This is a genomic window from Caballeronia fortuita (assembly GCF_001544835.2).
In the GTDB taxonomy this organism is placed as follows: Bacteria; Pseudomonadota; Gammaproteobacteria; order Burkholderiales; family Burkholderiaceae; genus Caballeronia; species Caballeronia fortuita.
In genome coordinates this window covers 201,744-215,122 of record NZ_FCNX02000013.1, presented here as the reverse complement: position 1 = coordinate 215,122, position 13,379 = coordinate 201,744, and the positions used below count along the sequence as shown (strand labels likewise).

At 63.3% G+C, this 13,379-nt stretch carries 10 protein-coding genes; 5 read left to right on the top strand and 5 right to left on the bottom strand.

What is annotated here, in order from left to right:
* Positions 1–66: 66 nt before the first annotated feature.
* Positions 67–960: a LysR family transcriptional regulator gene (locus tag AWB77_RS24360; protein ID WP_061136997.1), complete on the bottom strand. Its 894-nt coding sequence runs from the start codon at positions 958–960 to the stop codon at positions 67–69.
* Positions 961–1,080: 120 nt separating this feature from the next.
* On the opposite strand from AWB77_RS24360, the gene AWB77_RS24355 reads away from it, so the two are divergent.
* Positions 1,081–1,824 carry an SDR family oxidoreductase gene (locus AWB77_RS24355; protein WP_061136996.1) on the top strand — a complete coding sequence of 248 codons (744 nt, stop codon included), beginning with the start codon at positions 1,081–1,083 and terminating at the stop codon, positions 1,822–1,824.
* Here the strand turns inward: AWB77_RS24355 and AWB77_RS24350 are convergent.
* Positions 1,821–3,404 carry a 3'-5' exonuclease family protein gene (locus AWB77_RS24350; RefSeq protein ID WP_061137042.1) on the bottom strand — a complete coding sequence of 528 codons (1,584 nt, stop codon included), beginning with the start codon at positions 3,402–3,404 and terminating at the stop codon, positions 1,821–1,823. The two genes, AWB77_RS24355 and AWB77_RS24350, sit on opposite strands and share 4 nt — an antisense overlap.
* Positions 3,405–3,555: 151 nt before the next feature.
* Between AWB77_RS24350 and AWB77_RS24345 the strand changes: the two genes are divergently transcribed.
* Positions 3,556–4,422, top strand: a complete 867-nt coding sequence (locus tag AWB77_RS24345; RefSeq protein ID WP_061136995.1) for a proteasome-type protease — start codon at positions 3,556–3,558, stop codon at positions 4,420–4,422.
* Positions 4,423–4,428: 6 nt separating this feature from the next.
* Here AWB77_RS24345 and AWB77_RS24340 read toward each other — a convergent pair whose 3' ends face one another.
* From AWB77_RS24340 to AWB77_RS24330, 3 genes are all read right to left on the bottom strand, one after another.
* Entirely contained in the window at positions 4,429–5,382 is a 954-nt protein-coding gene (locus AWB77_RS24340) for a glycerophosphodiester phosphodiesterase family protein (RefSeq protein ID WP_061136994.1), read from the bottom strand.
* 208 nt (positions 5,383–5,590) lie between these two features.
* Positions 5,591–6,760, bottom strand: coding sequence for a porin (locus AWB77_RS24335; protein WP_061136993.1), 1,170 nt, complete (start codon positions 6,758–6,760; stop codon positions 5,591–5,593).
* Between the two features lie 314 nt (positions 6,761–7,074).
* On the bottom strand, positions 7,075–8,421 hold the full coding sequence (locus AWB77_RS24330) for a YihY/virulence factor BrkB family protein (protein WP_061136992.1): 1,347 nt from the start codon (positions 8,419–8,421) through the stop codon (positions 7,075–7,077).
* A 226-nt stretch (positions 8,422–8,647) separates the two neighbouring features.
* Between AWB77_RS24330 and fdnG the strand changes: the two genes are divergently transcribed.
* The 3 genes from fdnG to AWB77_RS24310 are packed head-to-tail and all read left to right on the top strand — an operon-like array spanning position 8,648 to position 13,308.
* Complete coding sequence (gene fdnG / locus AWB77_RS24320; RefSeq protein ID WP_082852751.1) at positions 8,648–11,716, top strand: formate dehydrogenase-N subunit alpha; 3,069 nt, start codon at positions 8,648–8,650, stop codon at positions 11,714–11,716.
* Positions 11,717–11,726: 10 nt separating this feature from the next.
* Positions 11,727–12,671: a formate dehydrogenase subunit beta gene (gene fdxH / locus AWB77_RS24315; RefSeq protein ID WP_061136989.1), complete on the top strand. Its 945-nt coding sequence runs from the start codon at positions 11,727–11,729 to the stop codon at positions 12,669–12,671.
* The gene (locus AWB77_RS24310; RefSeq protein WP_061136988.1) at positions 12,658–13,308 is read left to right on the top strand and encodes a formate dehydrogenase subunit gamma; all 651 of its coding nucleotides are present in this window, start codon (positions 12,658–12,660) and stop codon (positions 13,306–13,308) included. Before fdxH ends, AWB77_RS24310 begins: the two co-directional genes overlap by 14 nt.
* Positions 13,309–13,379: the final 71 nt, after the last annotated feature.

Below are 13,379 nucleotides of genomic sequence, written 5' to 3'. Positions count from 1 at the left end.
GATGAAAAAGAGGCCAGCTTCCCGACATCGGGATGCTGGCCTCTTTTGCTTTCGACTTTTCGAATGCTACGCGTTGTATGGAGCGAACGTTTCGCTCAACCAGTCCGCGAAAACCCGTACGCGCGCGGACAGTTGCCGGTTGTGCGGATAAAGCACGGAGACGGGCATCGGCGGTGGAGGAAGGTGCGCGAGCACGAGCTGTAAGCGGCCATCGTTCAACGCATCGTCGATGTGATAGCGCGGCACCTGCACGATGCCGAGTCCCGCGAGCGCCGCCTGCGTATAAAGTTCGACGCCCGACACCGACATCGATGCACGCAGTTCGATGCTTTCGATACGCTCATCGACGGTGAATTCCAGCGGCATCACGCGGCCCGTTGCGCTCGACACGAAGTTCACCGCGCGATGCGACGCGAGCGCTTTGAGATCATCGGGCATGCCTTCGCGCGTGAGGTATGCGGGACTCGCGACGGTGACCTGTTCGAGCAGCGCGACGCGCCGGCCGATCATCGACGAATCCTGCAACGTGCCCGCGCGCAGCACGCAATCGACACCTTCGCGCACGAGATCGACGAGCCTGTCATCTTCGCCGATGTGCAGTTCGATCTGCGCATGACGTTCGAGAAACGCAGGCAGCCCCGGCATGATGAAATGCCGCGCGAGCGTGCCTTGCAGATTCACGCGCAAGAGACCTTTCGGCTCCGCGTGTCTGAACGAGCCTTCCGCTTCTTCCAGATCGGCGATGAGACGCACGCAGCGCCGGTAATGCTCCTCGCCGTCATGCGTGAGACGCACGGTGCGCGTCGTGCGTTCGAGCAGCCGCGCGCCGAGCCGCTCTTCCATGCGCTTCATCAGATTGGTGACGGTCGCGCGCGGCATCTGCAGATCGTCGGCGGCTTGCGTGAAGCTGTGCCGCTCCGCAATGCGCACAAAGACCTGCATTTCCTGGAATCGATCCATGAGAATGAGCTTTGGATTGTTGAAGCAACTGGAACGATGATACTAAGCCACGCACGATGATCGCGAAAACGGAATGATTCATCATGCTCCTCATCGAATAGCCCATTTGAGGATCACATCATGAGTCAGACATCATCGAAACGCGTTGCCATCGTCACGGGTGCGTCGCGCGGCATCGGTGCGGAGATCGCGCGGCGTCTCGCGCACGACGGCTTCGCGGTCGCGGTGAACTATGCATCGAGTGCGAAGGAAGCGGATGCGCTCGTCGCGCAATTGCGTGAAGCGGGAAGCGCGGCGATCGCGGTGAAGGCAGACGTCGCGAAAGCCGATGACGTGCGCCGCATGTTCGATATCGTCGAAAGCGAACTCGGCCACGTCGATGCGCTCGTCAACAACGCGGGCGTGCTAAAGACGACGCCGCTCGCCGACACAAGCGATGCGCTCTACGATCAAACGTTCGACATCAACGTGCGCGGCACCTTCAACACGCTGCGTGAAGCGGCGGCGCGCATGAACCGCGGCGGGCGCATCGTGAACTTCTCGAGCACGACGCTCGCGCTCAACATGCCCGGCTACGCCATCTACAACGCGACGAAGTCGGCGGTCGAATCGTTCACGCATGTCTTCGCGAAGGAGTTGCGCGGCCGCGGCATCACGGTGAACGCGGTCGCGCCGGGACCGGTGGCGACGTCGCTGTTCCTCGACGGCAAGACCGACGAGCAGATCGCCACGTTTTCGAAGATGCCGCCGCTCGAACGCCTGGGCCAGCCGGACGATATCGCCTCGGTCGTCGCGTTTCTCGTCGGGCCGGATGCGGGCTGGGTCAACGGACAAGTGCTGCGCGCGAACGGTGGTATCGCTTAAAGCATCAGCGCAAATTGATCGATGGCAGGCGCGCGGCGTTTCGGCGTCGCGCGTTTCGTCTGCCTGGCGACGGCAACGACAGCGGCACGCGCGGGCGCATTTTGCGCGACGAGATGGAAGGCGGGCCGCGCATCGCACGCGATCCATTGCAGTTGTCCCGAAGCAAGACGCTTCGCGATCAGGCTGTACACGTCGGAATCGAAAGGGCGCATGTCGGGTGCATCGGCGAGCAGCGGCGCAATGTCCTCGCGCGTCGCGCATGTGCCGATATAGCACCATCGATCGATTACGTGCCATGCTTCGCGGCCCGATGCTTCATCGCGCTCACGGATGGCGATCGGTCCTTCGTGCGGCCACTTCACGAGCCGGGCGGCATCGAGCGCATCCAGCGCGCGCGCTGCGTGATCCCCGAACGTTTCGATGCCCGCGCACGATCCGAGGCAGCGTTTCACCTGATAGCCGAAGCAGCCGCGCCCAGCCGATAGCGGCGCTTTTTCGAGGCCGAGCGTCGCGTGACAGAGATTGTGTTCATCGGCGACATGGCGCATGAACGCAAGGGCCTTTGCGCGCGATGCGAACACGCCGAAGAGATGGTCCTCGCGCGACAGATCGCGCCGGCTCGCCTTCACGAGCGACGGCGCGTGCGCGCCCGGCAGCCACTGCCATGCGCATGTGCCCGATGCGCCCTTCAGCAGCCGATTGTGCGTCGGCTTCAACGTCTTCACGAGCTGCGCTTCGAGCAGCAGCGCGCCGAGTTCTCCGACCGTCTCACGGCATTCGATGCGGCGGATGGCCTGCGAGATCGACAAGTCCTTCTGAAGCCTGTGATCGCCCGAAAAATGCGCCGCGACGCGCTGTTTCAGGTTGATGCTCTTGCCGACATAGAGCGGCACGTCGGCATCGCCGTGAAAGAGATAGACGCCGGGCGTCGACGGCAACGCATCGAGCGCGCCTTCGGGCAACGCGGCGGGCAGACTCGCGCGGCGCACGAGCGTTTTGATGGCGGCATCGACGAGATCCTGCGGATAGAGCGCGTGAATCTTCTGCCAGAACTGCCAGAGCAGATCGGCGTCGGCGAGCGCGCGATGGCGTCCTTCGGGCGCGAGGTTCAGGCGCGCGATGAGCGCATCGAGACCGTGTCTTTCGACGGACGGAAAGAGCGCGCGCGACAGCCGCACCGTGCACAGCGTATCCGCACGAAACGCGATGCCCGCGCGGCGGAACGCGTTCTTCAGAAAGCCGTAGTCGAAGCGCGCGTTATGCGCGACGAAGAGCTTGCCGTGCAGCCGTTCGGCGAGCGCGGGCGCGAGCGATTCGAACGTGGGCTGGCCGCGCAGCATGGCATCGTCGATGCCCGTCAGACGCGCGATGAACGGCGGCACCGGCACGCCCGGATCGACGAGCACGCTCCAGCGCTCGATGCCCGACGTGCTCGCTTCCACGACGCCGATTTCGGTGATGCAGTCTTCGGTTGCATTCGAGCCGGTGGTTTCCAGATCGACGAATACGATCGGGCGCGCGAGCCCTGCAAGAAGGGCATCGGCGAGGGAATCGGGTTCGTCTGCGAAGGCGTCGGACATGATGAAACGTTGAGCGTTGAGCGGGCAGTCTAGCGCGAAACCATCCGCACCATGCGCGCGCGCTCGAAACAGCGCACTGCACGCGACGATGCGACGCGCGGTCTCGCTCAGTACAATGTGGGTTTGTTTGCCTGCTTCAGGAAGGATCGACATGACTTATTGCGTGGGCATGTGCGTGGACGAGGGACTCGTGTTCCTGTCCGACACGCGCACCAACGCCGGCGTGGACCACGTGAGCGCCGCGCGCAAGATGGTTGTTTTCGAACAGCCGGGAGAGCGCGTACTCGTCCTGCTCGCGGCGGGCAATCTCGCGCTCACGCAGGCGGTGACGCATCTGCTCGCCGAGCCGTCCGATCCGAACGCGCCCACGCTCTACACCGTCCCGACGATGGCGGAAGCCGCGCGCATCGTCGGCGATGCGGTGCGCGAGGTGCATCGGCGCGATGCGTTGTCGCTCGCGGAATTCAGCGTCGACTTCAATTGCAGCTTCATTCTCGGCGGACAGATCTCCGGCCAGCCGCCGCGGCTTTTCATGATCTACGCGGCGGGCAATTTCATCGAGTCGACGCGCGTGTCGCCGTACTTCCAGATCGGCGAATCGAAGTATGGCAAGCCGATCATCGACCGCGTCATCACGCCCGCCTCGCCGCTCGACGAAGCCGCCAAATGCGCGCTCATTTCGATGGACTCGACGCTGCGCTCCAATCTTTCCGTCGGCCTGCCGCTCGATCTTCTGGTCTACGAGAAGGATTCGCTGCGCGTCACGCGCTTCGCCACGCTCGACAACAACAGCGCGTACTACCAGATGATCAACAAGACCTGGGGCGAGCGGTTGCGGCAGCTTTTCGGCGAAATACCGAATCCGTCGTGGACCGAACTCGACAACGTTCCGCTGCGCCCGCGCGAGACGCGCAGCACGGTGCCGCGGCTCGTCATAGGCGATCTGCCGGGACCGGGCGCGCCCGCGCAGACGCTGGCAGAAGATGTCGATGCGAACCGCGCCGCGCCGCAGCGGTGAGCGCGTTCAAGGGCATTGCAGGGGGATTTCGAGGCTTGATCTGATCGCCTGCATGGTTCGCGGCGAATCGACGAGCACGGCGGTCACGCCGAGACAGGCGGCGGCGCGGTAAGACTCGTCGTCATCGGCGCCGATCGCCAAAATGTTCGGCTCGCCTTTTTCGCGGAAACAGCGCATCGCGGCGGGCGTCCACAGCTTGGCCGTCACCGGCGAGCGCGCCTCGCCGAGCGTGAACGCCTCCACCAGTTCCATCTTTCTTGCGTACTCGAACGCGGTCCACGTGCCCGCCGGCGGCGCGTCCTCGCACGTCGCCTCCAGCGCCACGGCGGCGAGCCGGGCGCGGGTCGCATCGCGCGATTCGAACATGCGCGAGCGCGCCTGCGGATAGGCAGCGAACGCCTGTTGATACGCGGCATCGGTCGAATAGAGCAGCACGCGCGGCCACGCGTTTTTATCGTCCAGCACGCGCGCGACGGCGGCGGCTTGCGGCGCGGCGGGCAGCGCCTTCATGTCGAGCATGACCGGCACGCCAGGCGGAATGGCGCGCAACGCCTCCGCGAGCGACGGAATGCGCACCGGATGATCGCGATACGGATATCGCTTCGCGCCGCTCGCATCGGTGAACGCGAAATGCCAACCGGCATTCAGGCGCTCGAGTTCGGCGTAGTCACGGCTCGCGATCGTGCCCTTGCCGTCGGTGTTCGTCGAGAGATCGACCGGGCGATAGAGCACCGGCACGCCATCGCGCGTGAGTTGCACGGTGAGCCAGATCGCATCGGCGCGATGGTGCAACGCGCCTTCGATGGCGATGAGCGTGTTCTCCGGGTAATCGGCGGTGCCGCCACGATGCGCGACGATCATCGGCAAGGAGGACGGATGGGGCGTAGGCGCCGTGCAGCCAGCAGCGGCGGTGCATGCGGCGAGGGCGATCAACAGGGGAATTCTCGAGCGAAGCGGCATATGGCTGAACCTCGAAGGCGTTGTAATTGCCGCCGATTCTGCCGCCGTCGCCCGCGCGCGACGGCACGCACGCGGTTCATTTCAACAATTTGTTGCGTTTGGCGTTTTCGCGCGCGCATAAAAAAACAGCCATCGGATAACCGATGGCTGTTCGAGGATACCGCTATCCCCCCACGCGACACTTGCGTGCCGCGCGAGGCGGTTGTTCTTAGAACTTGTGGCGCAGACCGATCAGCACCAGTTCCTGGTGGCTGCGGCCGCTGTCGAAGCCGAAGTCGCTGATCGAAGCCGTAGCGTCGACCTTCGCTTGCGTGCCGTCCGCGTTCGTCACGCGCTGCGAGCCGCTTGCGTGCTGGTACGCGCCGACAGCGTAGACATCCGTACGCTTGGACAGCGAGTAATCCGCACCCAGGCTGACCTGGTGGTAGTTCGCCGACGTATCGCCGCTTGCGTGCGTGTACGTGTAGCCCAGGCCGAGCAGCGTTGCCGGCGTCAGCTGGAAGTTCACGTAGCCGTTGCCGACGTTGAACTTCTCTTGCGTCGAGAACGTCGAGAGGCCGTCCGGCTTGTATTGCGCGAAGCTGTACGATGCGCCGACCGTGAACGGGCCGAACACGTATTGGCCAGCGCCGCGTGCGATGCCGACTGCCTTGGACGATGCGTAGCCGCTGTTGATGATCGTGTTGAACAGCGAGTCCGACGACGGGCTGTTCCATGCAGCGACCGTGCGGTTCGCCGACGGCTGGTTCACGTACAGGTAGCTGGCCGCGATCGAGAACGGACCGTTCGCGTAGGTCGCTGCGCCGCCCCAGGTCTGGCCTTGGCCCGTGGTGCCCGCCAGGTTGCTGAAGCCGTAGATGCCTTCGAACTGGAAGCCCGAGAACACCGGCGAAACGTACTTGACGGCGTTGCTCACGCGCAGGCTGTTGTCGTAGTTGTCGACGTCGCCCGGCGTTGCGAATGCAGCGCCCCAGTAGTTGTCGGCCGTGAGGCCCTGAACCATGTCGACCGACGGGTCATACTGACGACCCAACGTGACCGTACCCCACTGGTTGCCGCTCAAGCCGACGAACGCCTGACGACCGAACTCGCGGCCGCCCTGGTTCAGACGACCCGTACCCGGATCGAAGCCGCTTTCCAACTGGAAGATCGCCTTCAGGCCGCCGCCCAGGTCTTCCTGACCCTTCAAGCCCCAGCGCGGGCCGGAGAGCGTGCCGTTGACCATGCCGAACAGGTGGTCGCCGTTGCCGTTGGCGTGGCTCACATATGCGAGACCGGTGTCGATCACGCCATAGAGCGTCACGCTCGTTTGTGCCTGTGCCGCGCCTGCTGCGCCGAGGAGCGCCAGCGAGAGGGACGTCAGTGCGATTCGTTTCATCGAATTCTCCACGCGAATGATTAAAATCGTTGTTACCGGCGCAGAGAATAACGCAACGTTTCGTAACTTAAGAAACGAAAAAATATAGACTGTCTCAAAAAACACACACTCGATTCGGACGCCCGCCCATAAAGGCTTTCCGGGTGTGCAAAAGCGAATTTCGGGAGACAGGCGTGTTTGCGAAAAGTTCCGCACCCACCCGCACATTCGACATGGGATTTTCAGCGCCGATATTCGATTACGCTCTATTCAAATAACAAAGCGCTTTCGCAGCACACGATTTTTCGGATTTCGCGGACAGCAGGCATTGCCGGTCAGTTCCGCGGATCGGCGTCGTCCGCGTGACCGGCATCGCGTCGCGAGAGCAGCGCGACGGCCATGCCCGCGCCCGCGGCGAAGAGCACCGCGCGCCACGGATGCCGGCGCACCGCCGCGTTCGCCGACGACGCCTTGCGGCCCGCACCGACCATCGCGAGCGCGGTGGCGCGCGTCGCCGTCGATTCGGCTCGCGCGAGCTTGCGCGACAACTCCAGCGCCCGCGCCACGGCGGACACTTTCCTGCGCGCCTGTCCGGTCAGTTGCTGGGCGTGTTGAGCGCGCGCGCCGATCGTGCGTCGCGCATTCGCGGACAAGGGTGCGTCCGCGGTTGCGCTTGCGTTCGCAGGCGTCGGCGCCGATGCAGCCGCCGCCGCTGCGGCCGGCGTGCCGGGACGCGTCGATGCCGCGAGCAGCGAGCCGATCTTCGCGCGGCTGCCCGGCGGCACGCGGCCGTTGTTCTGCTGGCCCCACGCGCCGCGCGGATCGTGCATGCGGGCGCGCGCCGCCGAAAACTCCGCGCCGAGCAGCAGCACGGCGGCCGAGAAGTACAGCCACATCAACAGGACCGCGAGCGATCCCGCCGCGCCGAACGCGCTCGCGGTGCCGGCGTGTGTCAGATAGACGGCGAAGAGTTTCTTGCCCGCCGAGAAGAGCAGCGCCGCGACGAGCCCGCCGACGAGCGCGTCGCGCCATTGCACGGGCGCATCGGGCAGAAACTTCATCAGCGCGCCGAACGCGGCCGTGAGAATCGCAAGCCCGACCAGCAACTGAACGATATCGCCGACGATCACGAATGGCGAATTCGCCCATAGCCACATGCCGACCGCCTGAATCGCGGTATCGAGCACGAGCGAGACGATCAGGAGAAACGCGACGCCCAGCACGAGCCCGAACGAAATGAGCCGCACGCGGACCATCGTCATGATGCTGGAGCGTTGTTCGCCGGTCATCGGCCAGACGATGTTCAGCGCCGTATTAAGCGATGAAAACGTCGCCGACGCGCCGATCGCGAGCAGCGCAAACGAGATGATTGCGGCGATGCCGGTGCCGCTGCTGCGATGCGCGTTCTCGACGATGCTCTGCACGCCCGCCGCCGCCTGATCGCCGATCAGCCCGTTCACCTGATGAAAGAGCTGCCCGCGCGCGGCTTCCGGCCCGAAGATCCAGCCCGCGACGGCGATGACCATGACGAGCGTCGGGGCGAGAGAGAACGCCGAATAGAAGGCGATGCTCGCGGCCATCGCGGCGCAGCGATCTTCCGAGAACTGCTTGAGCGCGCCGAGCGCCCACGAAGCGTCCTTCTTGACGACCGCTTCGATCTTTTGCGTTGAGACGGAACTCATGACGACCTCTCGGTTCTATGGAGCGATGTGTCATCCCGTCGAGCACGTTCCATTCCAGAACAGGCGTGTGCAGGCGCGCGCCTTGCTGCACTGCCGAAGTTGTGCATGAAGTCGCGACGGCCATGCGCGCATTGGTGCAAATATCGTGTCCTTGGTGTCTGCGGGATGTAATCGGGCACCATATACTTTAGTAACCCACTTTAACGACGACACGCCGAGGGCAACCATGCTCCAAATGTCACGGCGACAGTTCCTCAAGGTCTCAGCGAGCACGCTCGCCGGTTCGAGCCTGGCGGCAATGGGCTTTTCGCCGGCGCCGGCGCTTGCCGAAGTCCGACAATACAAACTGTCGCGCACCACTGAAACCCGCAATACCTGTCCGTACTGTTCGGTCGGTTGCGGCATTCTCATGTACGGTCTGGGCGACAACGCCAAGAACGCCAAATCGAGCATCATCCATATCGAAGGCGATCCGGATCATCCGGTCAATCGCGGCACGTTGTGCCCTAAAGGCGCATCGCTCATCGACTTCATTCACAGTCCGAGCCGGCTCATGTATCCCGAGCATCGCGCGCCGGGATCGAACGAGTGGAAACGCATCTCGTGGGACGAGGCGCTCGATCGCATCGCCACGCTGCTGAAGGAAGATCGCGATGCGAACTTCGTCGAGTCCACGCCGGACGGCAAGAAGGTGAACCGCTGGCTGACGTCGGGCTTTCTGGCGGCATCGGCGGGAAGCAACGAGGTCGGCTATCTGACACACAAGACGGTGCGCAGCTGGGGAATGCTCGCATTCGACAATCAGGCGCGTGTCTGACATGGCCCGACGGTGGCAGGTCTTGCCCCGACGTTTGGCCGTGGAGCGATGACGAACCATTGGGTCGACATCAAGAACACGGATCTGATTCTCGTAATGGGCGGCAATGCGGCGGAAGCGCACCCGTGCGGCTTCAAGTGGGTGACCGAGGCGAAGGCGCATCGGCGCGCGCGTCTCATCGTCGTCGATCCGCGCTTTACGCGCACGGCATCGGTCGCGGATTTCTACGCGCCGATCCGCACCGGCACGGACATCGCGTTCCTCGGCGGCGTCATCAACTATCTGCTTGCGAACGACAAGATCCAGCATGAGTACGTGAAGAATTACACGGACATGTCGTTCATCGTGCGCGAGGACTTCGCGTTCAAGGACGGCGTGTTCTCGGGCTACGACGCGGAGCATCGCAAGTACGACAAGACGAGCTGGGACTACGAGCGCGGCGACGACGGTTTCGTGAAGACCGATCCGACCTTGCAGCATCCGCGCTGCGTGTACAACCTGCTCAAGCAGCATTACGCCGCGTACACGCCCGAGATGGTGACGAAGATCTGCGGCACGCCGACCGACAAGTTCCTCAAGGTCTGCGAGATGCTCGCGACGACGGCCGCGCCCAAACGCGCGGGCACGATCCTCTATGCGCTCGGCTGGACGCATCACTCGGTCGGCGCGCAGATGATCCGCACGGGCGCGATGGTGCAGCTTCTGCTCGGCAACATCGGCATCGCGGGCGGCGGCATGAATGCACTGCGCGGGCACTCGAACATTCAGGGTCTCACCGATCTCGGCCTGATGTCGAATCTGCTGCCCGGCTACATGACCTTGCCGATGGAAGGCGAGCAGGAGTACGAGGACTACATCAAGAAGCGCGCCGCGCAGCCGTTGCGTCCGAACCAGTTGAGCTACTGGAAGAACTATCGCGCGTTCTATGTGAGCTTCATGAAGTCGTGGTGGGGCGACAATGCGACGGCCGAGAACAACTTCGGCTACGACATGCTGCCTAAGCTCGACAAGTCCTACGACATGCTGCAGGTCTTCGAGCTGATGGCGCAGGGCAAGATGAACGGCTACATCTGCCAGGGTTTCAATCCCCTCGCCGCCGCGCCGAACAAGGCGAAGATCGGGCTGGGGCTGTCGAAGCTGAAGTGGCTCGTCATCATGGACCCGCTCGCGACGGAAACGTCGGAGTTCTGGAAGAACCACGGCGAGTTCAACGACGTCGATTCATCGAAGATACAGACCGAAGTATTCCGCCTGCCGACGAGCTGTTTCGCGGAAGAACGCGGCTCGCTCGTGAGTTCGTCGCGCGTCTTGCAATGGCACTGGCAGGGCACGACGCCGCCGGGCGAAGCGCGAAGCGATCTCGAGATCATGTCGGGCCTCTGGCTGCGCATGCGCCGCGCCTATCAGGAAAAGGGCGGCAAGTATCCCGATCCGATCCTGAAGATGACCTGGCCGTATGCCGATCCGGAAAGTCCGACGCCCGAAGAGATCGCCATGGAGTTCAACGGCCGCGCGCTCGCCGACGTCACCGATCCGACCGATCAGACAAAGGTGCTCGCCAGGCGCGGCGAGCAGCTCGCGAACTTCGGGCAACTGCGTGACGACGGCTCGACCGCGAGCGGATGCTGGATCTTCTGCGGATCGTGGACGCAGGCGGGCAACCAGATGGGCCGGCGCGACAACGCCGATCCGACGGGCATCGGCCAGACGCTCGGCTGGGCGTGGGCGTGGCCGGCGAATCGTCGCGTGCTGTACAACCGCGCATCGTGCGATGTGGACGGCAAGCCTTTCGATCCATCGAGAAAGCTCATTGCGTGGAACGGGCGCGCGTGGGGCGGCCCCGACGTGCCCGACTTCAAGGTCGACGAGCCGCCTGAAAAGGGCATGAGTCCGTTCATCATGAACCCGGAAGGCGTCGCTCGGTTCTTTGCGCGCGACGGCATGAACGAAGGCCCATTCCCCGCGCATTACGAGCCTTTCGAAACGCCGCTCGGCTACAACCCGTTCTTCCCGGACAATAAGGCCGTGACGAGCAATCCGGCTGCGCGCGTGTTCGCGGCCGATCGCGCCGCGTTCGGCACCGCCGACAAGTTCCCTGACACCGCGACCACCTATCGCCTCACCGAGCACTTCCACTACTGGACCAAGCACGCGCGCCTGAACGCGATCGTGCAGCCGCAGCAGTTCGTGGAGATCGGCGAAGAGCATGCGAAAGAAGTGGGTGTCGTCGCGGGCGATCGCGTGAAGGTGTCGAGCAATCGCGGGCATATCGTCGCAGTGGCGCTCGTCACCAAGCGCATCAAACCATTGACCGTAGAGGGCAAGAAGGTGCACACCGTCGGCCTGCCGCTGCACTGGGGCTTCAAGGGCCTCACGCAGCCGGGCTATCTCGTCAACACACTCACGCCTTCCGTGGGCGACGGAAACTCGCAGACGCCCGAGTTCAAGTCGTTCCTCGTGAAGGTCGAGAAGGCATAAGGAGGACGAGATGGCTCTGCAATCGCTCGATATCAAGCGTATCTCGGCGACCACCGTGCCGCAGACGCAAATACGCGAGCCGGTGACAGGCACGGTGGCGAAGCTCATCGACGTGTCCAAGTGCATCGGCTGCAAGGCGTGTCAGACGGCGTGCATGGAGTGGAACGATCTGCGCGACGATGTCGGTCACACGACCGGCATCTACGACAATCCGCGCGACCTGACGGAGCATTCGTGGACGGTGATGCGCTTCACCGAATACGAGAATCCGAAGGGCGACCTCGAATGGCTGATCCGCAAGGACGGCTGCATGCATTGCGAGGACCCGGGCTGTCTGAAAGCGTGTCCGTCGCCCGGGGCGATCATTCAGTACACGAACGGCATCGTCGATTTTCACGAGGAGAACTGCATCGGCTGCGGCTATTGCATCACCGGCTGCCCGTTCAATATCCCGCGGATTTCAAAGGAAGATCATCGCGCGTACAAGTGCACGCTTTGCTCGGATCGCGTCGCCGTCGGGCAGGAGCCGGCGTGCGTGAAGACGTGTCCCACGGGCGCGATCATGTTCGGCACCAAGGTCGACATGATCGCGCAGGCCGAAGATCGCGTGGAAGACCTGAAGGAGCGCGGTTTCGAGAAGGCCGGCTTGTACAACCCGGCGGGCGTGGGCGGCACGCACGTCATGTACGTGCTGCATCATGCGGATCAGCCGGAGTTGTATCACGGGCTCGCGAAAGATCCGCACATCAGCCCGCTCGTCTCGATCTGGAAGGGCGTGACCAAGCCGCTTGCGATGGTCGGCATCGCGCTCGCGGCGCTGGCGGGCTTCTTCCATTACACGCGCATCGGGCCGAACGAAGTCAGCGACGAAGACGAAGTCGAAGCGCATCGCGAGGCGGAAGACGTGCGGCGTCGCCGTGAGGGCGGACAGGAGCGGACAGATGAAACACGATAGCGAACTGCGTGACGTGAAGGGTCATCGATTGATCGTGCGCTACACGCCGAACGAGCGCACGAATCACTGGATAACCGCGATCACGTTTGTACTGCTCGCGTTGTCCGGGCTCGCGATGTTCCATCCGTCGATGGCATGGCTCTATGCGATCTTCGGTGGCGGGCAATGGACGCGCATCCTGCATCCCTTCGTTGGCTGCGTGATGTTCCTGTCGTTCATGATCCTCGCGCTGCGCTTCTGGCATCACAACTATCTGGACACGAACGACGTCCAGTGGATGAAGCAGATGAACGACGTGCTCACGAACCGCGAGGACCGGCTGCCGGAGATCGGCAAGTACAACGCGGGGCAGAAGATTCTCTTCTTCGTGATGGTGGCGAGCCTCGTGTTGCTGCTTGTGAGCGGCATCGTGATCTGGCGCAGATACTTCGCGTTCTACTTTCCTATCACCGTCATCCGCCTTGCTTCAGTCGTGCACGCGGCGACGGCGTTCGTGTTGATCGTGTCGATCATCGTGCATATCTATGCGGCGCTGTGGGTGAAGGGATCGATCGGCGCGATGACGCGCGGAACCGTTACGTATGGATGGGCGCGGAAGCATCATCCGAGGTGGTTCAGGGAGATTATCGGGAAGTAGAAGTCCGTCTCGACGCTGGGCCAATACGTGCGGGGTGCGGTCCATTTCATATCGATTTTGCTGATATGCTC